The sequence below is a fragment of the Mesorhizobium sp. M0047 genome, from assembly GCF_040323315.1.
In the GTDB taxonomy this organism is placed as follows: domain Bacteria; phylum Pseudomonadota; class Alphaproteobacteria; order Rhizobiales; family Rhizobiaceae; genus Mesorhizobium.
Genome location: NZ_JAMYUW010000031.1, coordinates 1 through 15,435, shown reverse-complemented (window position 1 = coordinate 15,435; position 15,435 = coordinate 1). Strand labels below are relative to the sequence as shown.

Here is a 15,435-nt window from a genome sequence, read left to right as displayed (position 1 = left end):
AACTCGGCAGTGAAAGAGCCTCAGCCGCGCCGGGCCGCGTCGATCGCTGCGACGTCTATCTTCTTCATGTCCATCATTGCATCGAACGCGCGCTTGGCTTCGTCGCCGCCGGCCGCCATCGCCTCGATCAGTGTGCGCGGCGTGATTTGCCAGGACACGCCCCATTTGTCCTTGCACCAGCCGCACGCACTCTCCTGGCCGCCATTGCCGACAATGGCATTCCAGTAGCGGTCGGTTTCCTGCTGATCGTCGGTGGCGATCTGGAACGAGAAGGCCCCGCTTTGCTTGAACGCGGAGCCGCCGTTCAGTCCGATGCAGGGAATGCCGGCGACGGTGAATTCGACCGTCAGCACATCGCCCTGCTTGCCGGACGGAAAATCGCTCGGCGCACGGTGAATGGCCCCCACCTTGGTGTCTGGAAAGGTCTCCGCGTAGAAACGAGCCGCAGCCTCGGCGTCCTTGTCGAACCAGAGGCAAATCGTGTTCTTCGGCGTCTTTGGCACTGCGTGTTCCTTTCGATCTAAAGGCTGATTTCCGTCCTCGCGTTCCACCCGCGCTCTTGTGACATAGGTCGCCAACCGCTTCTCGCCACTGCCGCAGCCCGCATGGACCGACGGAACCGGCGTGGCCCTGACGAATTCAATATTGGCACAGGAGGTTGCCATGATCCGCAAGCTGAAGTCCGGGGAGTTCCGACTCTATTCCCGGAAGGTCGATCCAAAAACCCACAAGCGCAGAAATCTCGGTACGTTCAAATCGCGCGAGGCCGCCGAGAAGCACGAGCGTGAGGTCCAGTACTTCAAGCGGCATTAGCGCGCGCTGCGTTCGCCAGCTGCGGATGTCCATCTGCGTCAGGCTGTTCCAACATCGAGTCAGCCCAGAAGATTGCGTGCCGCGCGCATGAAAATCCTTGAGCCGATCGGGATCAGGTCGTCGGGAAAATCATAGTCCGGATTGTGCAATGAAGGGTGCCGCTCGCCTGCGCCGAGGAAGAACATCGCCGATGACGCGCTGTGACCGAACAGGCCGAAATCTTCCGAGGCGCGCATCGGCAGGGCCTCTTCGCTGTGCGCGACGCCCTCTTCGCCGAGCGCGCGTTGCAGGTGCTCCACCGCATCCTGCGCGTTGACGCTGGCGACGAAGATTTCGTGATAGTCCCACCGGGCAGCGAGGCGATGCTCGGCGGCAATCTTCGCGACCAGCGCCTCGGCGGCGGCGCACAGGTCTGCCATACGCTCGTCGCGGCGGGTCCGCAGCGTCGCCCACACCTCGGCATGACCAGGCGCGATGCCGAACACGGCTTCGCCCATTGCGGCATGAGTAACGGTGACCATGGAGAAGGCGTCGTCGGCGAAGGTTCCGCGCCTGAGCGCGGGGAGGGCCGGCATCAGCTCGCTGATCGCCAGCATCGGCGAGACGCCGGTCTCCGGCATCGACGAATGCGCGGTCTTGCCCTCCAGCACGATGCGCATGCCGCGTGAAGCACAGTTGACCACGCCGGGTTTGAGCCGCACTTCGCCGAACGGCACGCCGGGCAGGTTGTGCAGCGAGAAGGCGAAATCCGGCGCGATCTCGCCGAAACGCGGATCGGCGATGACGCCGGCCGCGCCATTGCCGGTTTCTTCCGCGGGCTGGAACATCAGCACGACGCGGCCGCTTGCTGGCCTCTCGCGCCCGAGCTGGCGGCCGAGGGATGCAAGGATCGCGGTATGTCCGTCATGGCCGCACATATGCGACTTGCCAGGCACGCGCGACGAATGCGGTACGCCCGAAAGTTCTTCGATCGGCAAGGCATCGAGCTCCGATCGGAACAGCACCGTCGGCCCCGCTCTGCCGCTGTCGTATATGGCCGCGACGCCGTGGCCGCCCAATCCGGTCAGCACCTTGTCCGGTCTGGTATCGGCGAGGAAGTCGATGACCTCTTTTGCCGTCTTCTCCTCTTCGTTCGAGATTTCCGGATGCTGGTGCAACTGGCGCCGCCACGCGGTCAATTCGACGATGTCCCGGTTGGTAAGGGTCATGCTCTTTGGCCTCCGCTGCATTCACGACACGCCCGGAGGCGTCAAACTGCGATGACGAGTATCGACAAATGGCTGTGCCTGCCACACTCCAATCTTCAGGCTTTAGCGGGCCAGGCAACGCCGCAATGCCTCGCGAATGGTCTTAGCGCACGCGATTGGGGCACAGGGCTTTGAACTGGTCCAGAGTGTAGTCGTATCCCGAGGCACCCGAGCCATCCAGCACCACATTGTCGTCGGTGTCCGATATCAAATAGTCCGTCGTCGCGTCCGCATCGGGGTTGCGGCCCTGGAACCGCATGTTTGCACCGTAGAGGGTGGTGAATTTGCCGGTCCGGCAGTTAGCGGTGATCTCGAGGTGCAAGGGCGTTTGCAACTCCTTGGCAATGCAGTCCTCGGTCACCTTGCCAACATAGTCGCGGCAGAAGGCGATTGCATTCCGCCTTGTGTGCCCGGTCAGTATCCTGGCATGCGAAGAGCCGATGCCGGATGCCTTGACGATTGTGGACCTCCATGCCCGCCCTGCCGCCGTAGTAAAGCGTTTTGGCCTCAGCCGAAGAGGCAAGGATTACAGCGCAAAGCACGGCCAGGAAACGTCGCATGCAAACCTCCCTTTGGGTGGAAAAGGTCCACATGCGCCGTCTCTGGTCAAGCTCTCCGTGCCGCTTTTTGTGCGACACCCAAAACTGGCGGCCGCAGCCTACTGATTGATCTCGGGTTCGACGAGCTTTGCCAGGTTCCTGAGCGATTCCTGCCAGCCGAGATAGCAGGCCTCGACCGGAATCGCATCCGGAATGCCGGCCTGGGTGATGTCGATCTCGGTGCCGACCGACACTTTTTTCAAGATTACGGTCACCTGGATCTCGCCGGGCAGGTTGGGGTCGTCGAATCGGTCGGTATAGCGCAGGCGTTCTCCTGGAACGAGTTCGAGATACTCGCCGCCGAAGGAATGGCTGCCGCCGGTCGTGAAGTTGCGGAAGGCCATCTTGAACGTCCCGCCGACCTTCGCCTCAAGGTGATCGACCGTGCAGGTGAAGCCGTTCGGCGGAAGCCATTTCGCCAGCGCATCCGCCTCGGTGAAGGCGCGATAGACCTTCTGCGGGCTGGTCGTCAGAACGCGGTGCAGACGTACGGTGCCGGGCATATTCCAGATCCTTTCGTGATTGTTTGTTCAATGGCCAAAGGACGAACGAGAGGCGGCCAGTCCGACATAGCTCCCGGATTTCTTTTTTAAAGGCCTCGCTGCCTGTTCGACTGCGCACGCATGGCGTGCGCTTGTTCAACCCTGCGCCCCCCGGCCAATGGTCGGCTATTCGATCTAATTTCTTTGCAAACCGTTAATGCGGCCATGCTGTTAATAAGCATTTGCTAATCAAGCGATCCGGCTGGAGTAGCCATGACCAAGAATCTCGGCAACGCGCGTTATATGCCGCCAAAGGACGCCAGGATCTCCGTGTTCAGCAAGGCCGCACCGGCACTGTTCCCGCTGGTCGTGGCGGCGCTGGGCTACATGATCGGCAAGCACTTCTTCGGCTTCTAGGCTCGAATGCCGTCTTCCGGCGGAGTGTAGATCAAGCGCCAACCTCGGTAACCTCCTTTCTGGCCTCCGCGGAGCGGATGCGTTCGCTGGCCAGAAGCACCACCGGGCAGGTGACGGCGGCAAGCACCGCCGTCGCGGTATCGCCGAAGAACAGCTCTTCGCCCGGCCTTTGCGTTACACCCATCACCACCAGGGCAGCCCCCTTGGCGACCTCCCTGGCGATCGCCTTGTCAGGGGTGGCGCGGGTGCGGATTGCGGTGTCGACCTGTACGCCATACCGAACGGCCAGATCGGCAATATCCTTCAGCATGGCTTCTTCGCGCCGGTGCGAGACGGACGTGATCCTCCCGCCTTGCCGCGCCGCCTTCGAGACGTAGAGAACCTTCACGCGCGCCCGGTTCGGGCGTGCCAGCGCCAGGGCCAGATCGGCGGCGCGGCGCGACACTTCGGTGCCGTTGACGGGAACCAGTATGGTGGTTCCGGTCCGCAATACCGGCATCTTGCCGGTGGATCCGGCGCCGTTCAGCACCAGGCATAGTGGGCCGTCGAACCCTTCGGTGATGTCGTTCAGCGCCGGTGTGAACGACCCCTTCACCGTGAAAGCGTCTTCCAGGCCGAGCAGCAGCAGGCCGTAGCCTTTGCGGGCCTCCTCGGCGATCGTCGCGGCTGTCGCCCCGGATTCAGTGCGGGTGGTCAGATGGACTTTCGCGACCAGGGTGTCCTCGGCCTTGCTGACGGCCTTTGCACTCTTCTGCGCACCCTTCTTCACTTCCTTGACTGACTGTTCCGGGCCCTTGTCGCGGTTCGGGCCGGCGAGCTTGCCATCCTTGAGATGGAGCAAAGTGGTCGGCATGCCGCTGCCGCCGCCAACCAGTCCGGCGAGGTAGGCGGTGAACTTGCCGATCGGGCTGTCGTCGACCAGCAGCAGCAGCCGCTCAAGCTTCGAGACGAAGCCGCGCTCGTCGAGCAATTCGCGGTCGACGCGCTGCTTCTCGACATCGTCGACAGGCAAGCGGCCGAGCGCCCAGCGCAACATTGGTGGCATGGCGAGCGTGGTGAGGGCGGCCATGGTGACGATCATGGTGAAGAGGTTGTGGGAGAGGATGTTCATCGACAGGCCGATGCTGGCGACGATGACCTCGGTCGAGCCGCGTGCGTTCATGGCGCTGCCGACGGCGATTGCCTCCTTCAGCGACATGCCGGCAATCCTGCCGCCGAGGAAGGCGCCGCCGAACTTGCCGATACTGGCAATGACCAGCAGCGCCAGCGTCAGCAGCGCCAGCGTCGGGTCGGCAAGCACGGTGAGGTCGGCTGACAGGCCGGCCATGCCGAAGAAGATTGGCATGAACAGCGCTGTGATGACGCCGCGCAATTGGCCCTCGATGTGGGCGGACAGGATCGGCGATTCGCCAACAAGGATGCCCGCGACGAAGGCACCGAGGACGGTGTGCACACCGATCAGATTGGTGATCAGCGCCATCACGCCCATGATGAGGAGGATGACGGTGATGACGGCGTATTCGCTGCGGAAAGAGTCGTTGCTCCAGCGGATCAGCATGAACACCAGCCGGCGGCCTATGGTGAAGGAGAACACCATGAACAGCGCCACCTCGGCGACCGTGGTGAGCAGCGGCAGCAGCTGCAGGCTGCCGTTGGTGGCGATGCCGAAGGTGACGGCGATGATGAGCCAGCCGATTGTATCCTCGATGATCGCCGAGGAGATGATGACCTGGCCGAGATTGCGGCGCATGAAGTTCATTTCGCGCACCACCATGGCGACGATCTTGACCGAGGAGATGGACAGCGCCGTGCCCAGGAACAGCCCGGCGACGACGCGCTGCGTCGGGTCAGGCAGCAATGTATCGGGCAGGAACTGCGCCAGTGCGAAACCGCAGACGAAGGGCACGATGACGCCGGTGATCGAGATAGAAAAGCAGGCCGCCCCCACCCGGCGCACGAGGCGCAGGTCTGTCTCCATGCCGGTCAAGAGCAGAAGCAGCAGAATGCCGAGCTGCGAGACCGCGTCGATCATGCTTTTCTGCGCCGGATCGGTCGAGAAGATCAGGTGCTGCGCGTCGGGCCACAGCCAGCCGAACAATGAGGGCCCGAGCAGGATGCCGCCGATGAGCTGGCCCATGACCGCCGGCTGACCGTGGCGCTGGAAGATCTCTCCGACACCCCGGCCGACCAGAAGCAGCAAGACGATCTCGGCGACGAACACCCCCTCCGCTGAGCCACCCATGCCCGAAGCGTGGCCTGCCGGCTGGGCGGCGAAGGTCGTGCCTGCCGACGCCAAACCGAATACGGCCAGCAAAAGGGCCGGCGCAATGCTGCGTGACGTCGTTGCCGATCGACAGGCCATGGATTCCCTCAAAACGCCTCGGCAGACTGACCATCACAACGCGCAGGCCATCATTTGCGTTGCAGCCGCGTGTCGCCAGACATCGACGTCAAACATGGACGTCGCCGAAGGAAAGTTCGCCGTCGTCGCCGGCCACGAAAAAGACGATGGCGAACAGCCCGGCATAGAATGCCGCCACAACGACCACGATCGCCACACCGGGAATGGGGCCAAGGGCGGCGCTGTCGACGGCCTCGCGAAGCGAACCGACAAACCCGGTCCTGAGGCCCACGGCCTGAAGACTGGGGGTCGATATCTTGACCATCCAGGCCAGCAGTAGGATCAGGAACAGGTAGATGTAGTTTCGCCGCAGGCGGCGCGCCAGCGCAGCGCGCTGCGACAGCAGAAACTTCGGCGCGCGCAGGCCTTCGCCGACGATGAGCAGCCAATCAGAGGCAAAGTCGGGTTGCGGGGAGAAGATCTGCGCGAAATAGTGACGCTCGAACTGGCGCACGCGAGCCCGATAGAAATCGAAGAAGCGATAGCGGCGCGCCTCGATCCACAGCAGCAGGAGGATCAGCAGCATGGCGAACAGCAGCACGCCGTGATGCGCACTGGCCGTGGACAGCGACACCGAAAGCAGCGCCGCCACCACCGTGATCGCCCAGTTCGTCGTCCGGTCGAGCCGATCTCGCCACCCCGCCATGCGCGCGATCTCAGCGCGATGAAAATGCGATAGCGTGTTGACCCGTTCGGCCGATGTAAGCACCGGCCTGATGGGCTTCGCCGACGCATCGTTCATAACGCCCTCCAACTCAGTAAAACGCCTCAGACTTGGTCTCGTTCCGCGGCGTCCGGATTTCGCACCGGCCGGCGGCCTCCGCCGTGACCGCCACGCTGCGCCGGCGTGGCTGGCGCCACCGCAGTTCAACGATCACATTGCATTATCGGATCTTGACCCCACCGCGGCAAACCCCAAATCAAGCATACCGGTGCCGACGCGGGCGCCGGCTTCATGGCGGCGCCGCGGAGAGTGGTGGTTTTGTGGCCGTCAAACTCGGGCACCAGGTAGCCGGAGGCGATGAAGGCCCGCGAGACCTGGTCCAGGGTGTTTCCCAGGTGGAGCGGATCGGAACAGAAGGGAGCGAAAAACAGAAAGCGCAAATGGGGTGTGGGTCGGACGGCGCATTGTCCCCCGGAGCATGGCATGTAAACGAACAAAAACCAGGATCAAGAAAGGAGCAATGCAATGACCATTCGTGATCTAATGCCATGGAGCCGCGACGCCAACCAGGCTTCTACCCTGTTTCGCGACCGCGACCAGGACCCGTTCATGAGCCTGCATCGCGAGATGAGCCGCCTTGTCGACGACATGTTTCGCGGCTTCGGCTCACGGCTTCCGTCCATGTTGTCTTCGGCCGGCGGTAGCTGGCCTAGCGTGGAAATCTCCGAAACGGACAAGGAGATCCGTGTGACGGCCGAGATACCTGGCATGGAGGATAAGGACATCGAGGTGTTGCTCGATGACGGCGTCCTGACGTTGCGCGGTGAAAAACAGGCCGAAACCGACGACAAGGAACGTCAGTTCTCCGAGCGGTTCTACGGCCGCTTCGAACGTCGCATTCCGATCGGTTTCGAAGTCGAAGAGGACAAGGTAGCGGCCGATTTCCGCAATGGCGTGCTGTTCGTCACTTTGCCGAAGTCCGAGAAGGCGCAGAGCAGGACAAAGCGCATTCCCATCGGCGGCAAGAGCACCAAACACTAGAATAGACCAGCAGCCGGGCGAGCAAATCGCGCACGCCCGGCATCAGTCACCGGATTTCGCGCCGGTCACATGGACCTTGAGTATCCCTCTGCCTTGGGCAAACATGGCGGAGAGGGCCGGGGGCGCGAAAATGAACAAGCCGATTTCTGCCGTATCGCCGCGCAAGGCGCCGATGGCGCTGACCGAGGAGCTCGTCGCCCGCACCATGCGCGCGGTCGAGGATGCCGGGCCGACGCCGGGCATGGTCTACATGACCGACGCCGACTATGCGCGCGTCCGCGATGAGGTGCTGGCTTCGGCTCCGGCGGGGCCGACAAGGCTGTTCGCCTATGGTTCACTGTTGTGGAATCCGGTTGGCGAATTGCGTGGCGGCGAAAGGGCGGTGGCAACGGGCTGGCATCGGTCCTTCTGTTTCACCGTCAAGCGTTTTCGCGGCACGGTCGAGCGGCCCGGCCTGATGATGGCGCTCGATCGTGGCGGCCAGTGCCAGGGCATGGTGTTCGAGATCGCCGAACCGGTGGCGGCCAATCTCGAAGCGCTGCTGCGCCGCGAGATGACCGTTCTGCCCGCCGTCAACGTGCCGCGCTGGCTGCGGGTCAGGACAGGTGGCGGCCTATGCCGCGCGCTTGGCTTCGTCGTCGATCCCGCCAATCCGCGTTATGCCGGCAAGCTCGACAAGCAGGTGATCGCGGCAACGCTGGCAACGGCCGTCGGCCATTGGGGCTCGGGCGCTGAATATCTGTTCGCGACCATCCGTCACCTCGAAACCTGCGGTATCCGCGACCGCAATCTTTGGCGATTGCAGGAATTGGTGGCCGAGGAGATAGGCCGCTTCACCCGTCCCTGAGCCAAACCAGCATTTCGCCAGGCTCGCGGTTGTCCCAGGCAAAGTAGGGAATGGCGGTCAGGCGCGTCTCTGTCGTGGCCGGGGGTTCGGGCCTGTAGAGCCCGCTTTGCCAGTCGTCGGCGGCATCGGCAACTGCTGTAGCCGACAGCGTCACCACGCCGCCGAGAAGCTCGGGCCTGTGCTGCGCTTCGAGGCTGGCCGTCCTTGGCAGCGTCAGCCGATGCAGCTGGCTGTCATTGTCGGTCGCCTCGACGCAGTAGATCAGCGGCCCGCGCGACAGCGCGACGCGGCCGGCATCCTGGCGCACCTGCGGGTTGGCGTAGAGCCGCTCGATCGGCATTTCGAGATCGAGCCGCACCTGGTCGCCCTTCTTCCATGTCCGCCGGATCGCCGCGTAGCCGTCGCTGGTGACATCCGCCAACTTGACCGCCTCACCATTGACCTTGAGCGCAGCGCCGGTGCTCCACGCCGGCATGCGCAGGTGCAATGTGAACGCAACCGGCGCCTGCGGCTCGATCGTGATCTCGACGGCGCCGTCCCAGGGATAGCGGCTTGCCTGCGTCAGGCTCACCGGCACGCCTGATATATCGAAGCGGGCGGTCGAGTCGCCATAGAGATGGACGGCCAGCGCGTCGTCGGCCAGGCTGTAGAAATAGCTGCCGATCGAGGCGACCATGCGCCCGATATTTGGCGGGCAGCAGGGGCAGCGGTGCCACTTCCACCTGTTGTGCTTGCCCCGGCTTTCCAGCGGGTTTTCGTAGAAGAACAGCGAGCCGTCGAGCGACAGGCCCGAGATCGAGCCGTTGTAGAGGGCGCGTTCCATCATGTCGGCATAGCGGGCATTCGGCCCCATGCCGAGCATGCGGTTCGCCCAGAACACCAGTCCGACCGCGGCACAGGTCTCGGCATAGGCGCTTTCGTTGGGCAGATCGTAGTCGCTGGTGAAACCTTCATTGTGAGCCGACGGCCCGAGCCCGCCGGTGATGTAGAGGCTCTTGGTGGTGAGATCGTCCCACAGATGGTCGAGTGCCACGCGCAAGCTGTCGTCGCCATATTCGGTGGCGATGTCGGCCATGCCCGAATAGAGGTACATCGCCCTGACCGCGTGGCCGACGACCTTGTCCTGCTCGCGCACTGGAATGTGCGACTGGCTGTATTCATAGGTCTTGAAATGGTAGGCCTTCGGGTCGGCGCCGCGGGCGCGGGCCTCCTCGTCGAAGTAATGCGGCTGCTGGCCGCGCTGGTCGATGAAGTATTTGGCGAGATCCATGTATTTCCGCTCGCCGGTCACCCGCGCCAGCTTGACCAGCGCCAGCTCGATCTCCTCGTGGCCGCAATAGCCCTTCTTCTTACCGGGTTCGGGGCCGAGCACCGACGCGATATGGTCGGCATAGCGGCACATGATGTCGAGCAGCTTGCGTTTTCCCGTCGCCTGGTAATAGGCGACCGCACCCTCGATGAGGTGGCCGGCGCAATAGAGTTCATGGCAGTCGCGCAGATTGGTCCAGCGCTTGCCGGGCTGGATGCGCTGGTACCAGCTCGAGAGATAGCCGTCCTCCTGCTGCAGTTTGCCGTACATGTCGATGACGGCATCGATCTTCTTCTCCAGTTCTGGATTCTTGCGCCGGTAGAGCGAATAGGCCGCGGTCTCGATCGTCTTGCCGAGATCGGAATCCCAGAACATCTGCGTGGTCACCGTCGACCCGGTGAATTCCGCGCCCTGGCGGTCGGCTTCGTCGGGCGAGGGCGAGTGGAAAGGAATGACGACGCCGGGCGAGGGCCGGTCCGGGTCGATCTGCTCCAGCATGCGGGCCTCGACGCAGCGGTCGTAGAGGATATCGGCGGTGCGTGTGGCTACCGCGTCGGCGCGGTCGCCCCAGAAGCCGTGCACGTCGACCTGCGGCACCGGCAGCGGGCGGAAGGCGAGCTTTGGTTTTCCGGTTTTTGCGGATGGCGATGCGGTCATGTACTCACTCCGTCTATTTGATGGCCCCGGCCATCAGGCCGCGGATGTAGAAGCGCTGCAGGACCAGGAACAGGATGAGGCAAGGCACCATCATGACTGTGACGCCCGCCTGCACCGCACCCCAGTCGATGGCGCCGAAGCGGCCCGACTGCAGTGCGGTCATCATCACCGGCAGCGTGAACTTGGACTGGTCGGTCATCAGCACGAGGGCTGCGAGGAACTCGTTCCAGGCGCCGAGGAAGGCAAACAGCGCGATGGTGACGACGCCCGGCCAGACCAGCGGCAGCATCACCTTCAACAGCATGGTGAGATTGCCGGCACCGTCCATGCGGGCGGCTTCCTCGATCTCGCGCGGCACCGCGTCGAATGCATTGCGCATCATGAAGATCGAGAACGGCAGCTGCAGCGTCACATAGACGCCGACCAGGCCGGTCAGCGTGTTGTGCAGGCCAAGCTTGGTCAGCACCAGGAAGATGGGCGTCAGGATCGACTGGAACGGGATCATGATCGTCGATAGGATGAGGATGAAGAACAGGTCCTTGAACGGAAACCGGAATCGCGAAAAACCGTAACCGGCCAGCACGCTGACAGCGACCGACAGCAGCACGGTCATCACCGAGACGTAGATGCTGTTTTGCGCCGAGACCCAGAGCCCGTCGCCGAAGCTGTTGAGCGTGGCGTAGTTCTCCAGCGAGAAGCCTGACGTCGGCCAGGGCGGCAGCGGCGGCAGGCGTGCCTCGGCGGCTGGCTTGAACGCCGACAGCACTGCCCACACGATCGGCGCCGCAAACAGCACCGAGGCGATGATGCCGGTCGAATGCTCGCCGATGCGAGCCAGGAGCCGGCGGTTGCGGGAAGCGGCCTGCGCCATCAGTCGAGCCCCTCCGGCTTGCGCAGCAGCCACAGCTGGACGAGGCTGAGCGCCACCAGGACGACGAGCAGCACCATCGAGAGCGCGGCACCATAGCCGAGCTTGAACGAGACGAAAGACTGGTTGAAGATCCAGTAGACGGCCGTCAGCGTCTGGTTGCGCGGACCGCCACGCAGGATGATGTAGAACTGGTCGAAAGCGAGGATCGAGCCGGCGACCGACAGGATCAGCGCGAGCGCCAGTGTGCGGCGCATCAGCGGCAGGGTGATCGCGCGGAACCTGGCGAACGGCCCGGCGCCGTCAATGACTGCGGCCTCCTGCAGGTCCTGCGGGATCGACTGCAGGCCGGCCATCAGGATGATCATGGTGAAGCCGGCGACCTTCCAGACGACCATGGCGATGATCGACCAGAAGGCCGGCTGGAAGGTGGCCAGCAGGTTGAATTTCTTGTCGATCAGGCCGAGATCGTAGGCGGCCGGGCTGAACAGGCCGGAATCGACATTCAAGAGCCATGACCAGAGCAGGCTGGCCGAGGCGAAACCGACCACCGCCGGCATGAAGAACATGGTCCGGTAGAGATTGGTCAGGGGCCGTGGGCGTTCGACGAACAGCGCCAGCGGGAACGCCACCACGAAGATCGCGATGGTGACGATCACGGTGTAGTAGGCGGTGAAGCGCAGCGCGTTCCAGAACCTTGTGTCGCGCAGGATAGCGACATAGTTGCCGAGGCCGACATAGCTGTGCTCGCCCATCAAGGGCCAGTTGTGCAGCGACATCCATGCCGTCATGCCGAGCGGGATGAGAAAGAAGACGACGACCAGCGCGATGGCCGGCGCTACATAGAGCAGGCCGATCCATTGCCGTCCGGCGCCGACGAGTCTTCGGGCGCGGGGCGGCGCGGTGATGGTTGCGATGGAGGTCATGGCTGCTCTGCTCTTGCTTTCCGTTCCCCTTGTGAGGAGGGAATTCCAGCTTGGGTTCCTCGCCCCCGCCAGAGGCGGGGGAGAGGTGGCCGCGAAGCGGCTGGAGAGGGGGCCTTCATAGGGCGCAGTCCCCCTCTCCGTCTCGACTTCGCCGAGCCACCTCTCCCCCACTCACGTGGGGGTGAGGAACCCAAGCTGGATAGGCCGAGCGGATGTCTCAAAGCTTCCATGTCGAATAGCCTGCATTGACGGATGCGATGTCATCCTCCCCTCAAGGGGGAGCTGGGGCGGCCACCCGCCCAGGGAGACGAGCGGGCGGCCGGCAGACGCCGCTATTTCTGCGGCGCCTGGTCGATGATCGACTGCATCGTCTCCTGCGCATTGGCGATCGCGCCGTCGACGTCGTCGCCGAAGAAGACCTCGTTGATCATCTGCGTCCACGGCCCGTTGGCGGAGTTGATCAGGTCGTTGAACACCACCGAATAGGGCGTGCGGCCCTTGGCCATAGCCTCGGCGGCAATCTGGTAGCGCGGATCGAGATCCTTCAGCGCTTCCTTGGCGATGTCGCCGCGCACCGGCAGGCTGCCGTATTTGGCAAGAATGGTCTGGCCCTCGAGCGAATAGGCGAAGTCGAGGAATTCCTTGACCACGGCAAGTTTCGTGGTGCCCTTGGTGACGACGAAATTGTCGCCGCCGGCAAAGGACGACCAGCCGCTATCCTTGCCCGGCAGGAAGGTGACGCCGTAGTCGATATCGGGATACTGGGTGTTGAGCGCGCCGATGGCGAAGGCGCCGGAGGGTGAGATACCGATATTGCCGGCGGCGAAGGCGGCGAAGAAGTTGGCGCCGGTGTCGGTCTGCGCACCTGCCGGCACTAGGTCCTTCTTGACCATCGAGCGGTAGAGATCAATGGCGCTGCGCAATTGCGGGCTATCCAGCGTCGCCTTGGACCCGTCCTCCGAGAGGATGTCGCCGCCCGACGCCCAGATCAGCGGCGTGAAGGTGAAGATGTTGCAGCCGCCGCAATTGCCCGAGAAGTAGAAGCCCTTGATGTTACCGCCGAGTGCGTTGACCTTCTCGGCGTCGGCCGCGATCTCGGCCCAGTTGGTCGGCCCCTTCTCAGGGTCGAGGCCGGCCTGCTTGAACAGCTTCTTGTTCCAGATCAGCACCGAGGCGTCGGCGGAGAACGGCAGGCCGTAAATGTGGTCCTTGTAGGTGCCGGTCTTCACATGCGCCGGCGACAGGCTGGCGAAATAGGGCAGCGACTTGGCCCAGTCGGTGATATCCTCCAACTGGCCGGCAGCGGCGAAGGACGGCGTGTAGATCAGGTCGAGCGACAGCGCGTCGGGCGCCGTGCCGCCGGCGGCCGCTGCACCATATTTCGGGATGATCTCGGCATTGGGGATGATGTCCAGCTTGACCTGGTTGGTGTGCGCCTTGTTGTAGGCGTCGACGATCCTCGGCATGAAATTCGAGCCGTCGGCGCGCACCCAGATGTTGGCCGTCTCGGCGGCGGCAGTGCCGAGTCCGCTACCCAGAACGGCAGCGGCCAGGGCCAGTTTGGCAATCAGGTTCCTCATGTTCTCCTCCTCCAGGTTTGGCCGCGCTCCGCGGCTTGGCGCCGATTGCGCGGCGCTTGGTTTCAGCCATCCAGCGGATGGCCGCATGACTGCCGCACCACCAGCCGGCACGGCAGTTTTCGAATGCCCGGCGCGGCGCGCTTGCCGCCGACCAGCGAAAGCAGGGTCAGCCCGGCCTCGCGCCCGAGTGCGACCAGGTTCATGTCGATGGAGGTCAGCGGCGGGCGCGTCGCCTCGGCCACGATCTCCCAATTGTCGAAACCGATGACGCCGACATCGCGCGGAACGTTCAGGCCGCGCTCGCGCAAGGCATCGATGACGCCGCGCGCGATCTGGTCGTTGCCGCAGAAGACGGCGTCCGGCATCTCGCTCTTGCCGTCGAACAGTTGCGCTACCGCCTGATGACCCCAGGCTTCCGACCAGGAACCGAGCAGGGGCTCGGTGACCGGCAGGCTGTTTTCGATCAGCACGTCGCGGTAAGCCTGGGCGCGGGCGTGCACCACGGCAAAGCTCGCTGGGCCGGTGACATGGGCGATGCGCTTCCAGCCCAGCCGGCAAAGGTGCTCGACCGCCAGCCGTGCGCCGTCGGAATCGTCCGAGACGAAGGCGATGGCGTCGGGATCGGGCTGCGTGAAGGCATAGATCACCGGGACGCGCAGATTGCTGAGGTCGACGGGCAGATGGCGGTCGATGCGCTTGCCGGTGGCGACGATGCCGTCGACGCGCTTGTCGAGCATGGCATCGACATGCATCTGGCCCAGCCGCGGATCCTCCTCGACATTGCACAGGAACACCGACACGCCATTGTCGACCAGCGCGTCCGAGATGCCCGACATCAGCGGCAGCGAGAAGCGGCCATAGGTATCGTTGGTGAGCAGGCCGACAGTGAAGCTGCGCCGCCGGAGCAGGCTCTGCGCCAGGCTGTTTGGCCGGAAGCCGAGGCGCCGCGCCGTCTCGCGGATGCGTTCGCGCGTTTCGCCGGTCATTCGCCCCTGGTTGTTGAGCGCCTTCGAGGCGGTAGCGACGCTGACGCCGGCCTGCGCGGCCACGTCACGCAACGTGACTGGCTTGGAAAAGACCGGAACAGGCAGATCGTCCGATGGCATCGCGCCGAGAATCCTTAGCTGGGAAAAGGTTTTCTCTTACAGCCCGGAAAAGAACCGGCACGTGGCCAAGCCCTATCGGAAATGTTGGAAAAACCTTTTCTCAAACCAAGGCTAAGCCAGATCTGATGGTCGTTCAAGCGGAAAAATGGTCTGGACAGGCAATGACTTCAGGTTTGGATTTCGCCCCGATGGTCGAGGAGATGGATCTCGGCTGATCCGCCGAAACCGGCTGCCGTCGGGCCGCACCATTGAGTCCGCGACCTCATCGCCTGAGTTGCCGTTGAGCGCGAGCCAGATGATCCAGGGAATTGAACCACGATGGAACCGGCACTGCTTTCGACAACAGCGTTCGCCAAGCGACCGCCGCGGTCATGCAGGCTGATTCGGCCTGGACCAGGGCGGAATCATGAATCGTTAACGCTCTGGTAACCAAGCGGGATTCTGTTGGCCGGGAAGGAGACCGGCGATGGACGCAAGC

The 15,435-nt window shown here is 63.5% G+C and carries 16 protein-coding genes; 5 read left to right on the top strand and 11 right to left on the bottom strand.

Translation table 11 applies throughout. The features are described from left to right. Nucleotides 1–20: 20 nt before the first annotated feature. A complete protein-coding gene (locus NKJ89_RS24830; protein ID WP_352606388.1) occupies nt 21–503 on the bottom strand; it encodes a VOC family protein in 483 nt (160 codons plus the stop codon). A gap of 160 nt (nt 504–663) precedes the next feature. Here NKJ89_RS24830 and NKJ89_RS24825 point away from each other — a divergent pair, with 160 nt between their 5' ends. After that, nucleotides 664–813, top strand: a complete 150-nt coding sequence (locus tag NKJ89_RS24825; RefSeq protein WP_023759550.1) for a hypothetical protein — start codon at nt 664–666, stop codon at nt 811–813. A gap of 59 nt (nt 814–872) precedes the next feature. Here NKJ89_RS24825 and NKJ89_RS24820 read toward each other — a convergent pair whose 3' ends face one another. From NKJ89_RS24820 to NKJ89_RS24810, 3 genes are all read right to left on the bottom strand, one after another. Continuing rightward, nucleotides 873–2,021 carry an amidohydrolase gene (locus tag NKJ89_RS24820; RefSeq protein WP_352606386.1) on the bottom strand — a complete coding sequence of 383 codons (1,149 nt, stop codon included), beginning with the start codon at nt 2,019–2,021 and terminating at the stop codon, nt 873–875. Nucleotides 2,022–2,163: 142 nt separating this feature from the next. After that, nucleotides 2,164–2,583, bottom strand: coding sequence for a hypothetical protein (locus NKJ89_RS24815; RefSeq protein WP_352606384.1), 420 nt, complete (start codon nt 2,581–2,583; stop codon nt 2,164–2,166). A gap of 135 nt (nt 2,584–2,718) precedes the next feature. Then, a complete protein-coding gene (locus NKJ89_RS24810) occupies nt 2,719–3,162 on the bottom strand; it encodes an SRPBCC family protein (protein ID WP_023760001.1) in 444 nt (147 codons plus the stop codon). 252 nt (nt 3,163–3,414) lie between these two features. On the opposite strand from NKJ89_RS24810, the gene NKJ89_RS24805 reads away from it, so the two are divergent. Beyond that, the gene (locus NKJ89_RS24805; RefSeq protein ID WP_023760002.1) at nt 3,415–3,558 is read left to right on the top strand and encodes a hypothetical protein; all 144 of its coding nucleotides are present in this window, start codon (nt 3,415–3,417) and stop codon (nt 3,556–3,558) included. A 31-nt stretch (nt 3,559–3,589) separates the two neighbouring features. On the opposite strand, the gene NKJ89_RS24800 is transcribed toward NKJ89_RS24805, so the two are convergent. Together NKJ89_RS24800 and NKJ89_RS24795 are read right to left on the bottom strand one after the other, a co-directional pair. Further along, complete coding sequence (locus tag NKJ89_RS24800) at nt 3,590–5,920, bottom strand: cation:proton antiporter domain-containing protein (protein ID WP_352606382.1); 2,331 nt, start codon at nt 5,918–5,920, stop codon at nt 3,590–3,592. Between the two features lie 88 nt (nt 5,921–6,008). After that, complete coding sequence (locus tag NKJ89_RS24795; RefSeq protein ID WP_352606381.1) at nt 6,009–6,701, bottom strand: DUF2270 domain-containing protein; 693 nt, start codon at nt 6,699–6,701, stop codon at nt 6,009–6,011. A gap of 447 nt (nt 6,702–7,148) precedes the next feature. Here NKJ89_RS24795 and NKJ89_RS24790 point away from each other — a divergent pair, with 447 nt between their 5' ends. Then, complete coding sequence (locus NKJ89_RS24790) at nt 7,149–7,664, top strand: Hsp20/alpha crystallin family protein (protein ID WP_031260414.1); 516 nt, start codon at nt 7,149–7,151, stop codon at nt 7,662–7,664. Between the two features lie 130 nt (nt 7,665–7,794). Beyond that, the gene (locus NKJ89_RS24785; protein ID WP_352606379.1) at nt 7,795–8,511 is read left to right on the top strand and encodes a gamma-glutamylcyclotransferase; all 717 of its coding nucleotides are present in this window, start codon (nt 7,795–7,797) and stop codon (nt 8,509–8,511) included. Here the strand turns inward: NKJ89_RS24785 and NKJ89_RS24780 are convergent. The 5 genes from NKJ89_RS24780 to NKJ89_RS24760 all read right to left on the bottom strand — a co-directional run bounded on the left by NKJ89_RS24780 (nt 8,498) and on the right by NKJ89_RS24760 (nt 14,957). Further along, the gene (locus NKJ89_RS24780; protein WP_352606377.1) at nt 8,498–10,477 is read right to left on the bottom strand and encodes a glycoside hydrolase family 127 protein; all 1,980 of its coding nucleotides are present in this window, start codon (nt 10,475–10,477) and stop codon (nt 8,498–8,500) included. The two genes, NKJ89_RS24785 and NKJ89_RS24780, sit on opposite strands and share 14 nt — an antisense overlap. A gap of 13 nt (nt 10,478–10,490) precedes the next feature. Beyond that, nucleotides 10,491–11,348, bottom strand: coding sequence for a carbohydrate ABC transporter permease (locus NKJ89_RS24775; RefSeq protein ID WP_352606375.1), 858 nt, complete (start codon nt 11,346–11,348; stop codon nt 10,491–10,493). After that, entirely contained in the window at nt 11,348–12,271 is a 924-nt protein-coding gene (locus NKJ89_RS24770) for a carbohydrate ABC transporter permease (RefSeq protein WP_352606373.1), read from the bottom strand. Before NKJ89_RS24770 ends, NKJ89_RS24775 begins: the two co-directional genes overlap by 1 nt. Before the next feature lie 332 nt (nt 12,272–12,603). Then, nucleotides 12,604–13,851 carry an ABC transporter substrate-binding protein gene (locus tag NKJ89_RS24765; RefSeq protein ID WP_352606371.1) on the bottom strand — a complete coding sequence of 416 codons (1,248 nt, stop codon included), beginning with the start codon at nt 13,849–13,851 and terminating at the stop codon, nt 12,604–12,606. 62 nt (nt 13,852–13,913) lie between these two features. Then, nucleotides 13,914–14,957 carry a LacI family DNA-binding transcriptional regulator gene (locus NKJ89_RS24760; RefSeq protein ID WP_352606369.1) on the bottom strand — a complete coding sequence of 348 codons (1,044 nt, stop codon included), beginning with the start codon at nt 14,955–14,957 and terminating at the stop codon, nt 13,914–13,916. Here NKJ89_RS24760 and NKJ89_RS24755 point away from each other — a divergent pair. Then, on the top strand, nt 14,951–15,172 hold the full coding sequence (locus NKJ89_RS24755) for a hypothetical protein (protein ID WP_352606367.1): 222 nt from the start codon (nt 14,951–14,953) through the stop codon (nt 15,170–15,172). The genes NKJ89_RS24760 and NKJ89_RS24755 overlap by 7 nt on opposite strands. The last annotated feature ends 263 nt before the right edge of the window (nt 15,173–15,435 follow it).

Excerpts from the sequence above, each read along its gene's own strand:
- NKJ89_RS24825 (WP_023759550.1), top strand. The coding sequence starts at position 664 with ATGATCCGCAAGCTGAAGTCCGGGGAGTTCCGACTCTATTCCCGGAAG.
- NKJ89_RS24820 (WP_352606386.1), bottom strand. The coding sequence starts at position 2,021 with ATGACCCTTACCAACCGGGACATCGTCGAATTGACCGCGTGGCGGCGC.
- NKJ89_RS24810 (WP_023760001.1), bottom strand. The coding sequence starts at position 3,162 with ATGCCCGGCACCGTACGTCTGCACCGCGTTCTGACGACCAGCCCGCAG.
- NKJ89_RS24805 (WP_023760002.1), top strand. The coding sequence starts at position 3,415 with ATGACCAAGAATCTCGGCAACGCGCGTTATATGCCGCCAAAGGACGCC.
- NKJ89_RS24800 (WP_352606382.1), bottom strand. The coding sequence starts at position 5,920 with ATGGCCTGTCGATCGGCAACGACGTCACGCAGCATTGCGCCGGCCCTT.
- NKJ89_RS24795 (WP_352606381.1), bottom strand. The coding sequence starts at position 6,701 with ATGAACGATGCGTCGGCGAAGCCCATCAGGCCGGTGCTTACATCGGCC.
- NKJ89_RS24790 (WP_031260414.1), top strand. The coding sequence starts at position 7,149 with ATGACCATTCGTGATCTAATGCCATGGAGCCGCGACGCCAACCAGGCT.
- NKJ89_RS24785 (WP_352606379.1), top strand. The coding sequence starts at position 7,795 with ATGAACAAGCCGATTTCTGCCGTATCGCCGCGCAAGGCGCCGATGGCG.
- NKJ89_RS24780 (WP_352606377.1), bottom strand. The coding sequence starts at position 10,477 with ATGACCGCATCGCCATCCGCAAAAACCGGAAAACCAAAGCTCGCCTTC.
- NKJ89_RS24775 (WP_352606375.1), bottom strand. The coding sequence starts at position 11,348 with ATGGCGCAGGCCGCTTCCCGCAACCGCCGGCTCCTGGCTCGCATCGGC.
- NKJ89_RS24770 (WP_352606373.1), bottom strand. The coding sequence starts at position 12,271 with ATGACCTCCATCGCAACCATCACCGCGCCGCCCCGCGCCCGAAGACTC.
- NKJ89_RS24765 (WP_352606371.1), bottom strand. The coding sequence starts at position 13,851 with ATGAGGAACCTGATTGCCAAACTGGCCCTGGCCGCTGCCGTTCTGGGT.
- NKJ89_RS24755 (WP_352606367.1), top strand. The coding sequence starts at position 14,951 with ATGGCATCGCGCCGAGAATCCTTAGCTGGGAAAAGGTTTTCTCTTACA.
- NKJ89_RS24760 (WP_352606369.1), bottom strand. The coding sequence starts at position 14,957 with ATGCCATCGGACGATCTGCCTGTTCCGGTCTTTTCCAAGCCAGTCACG.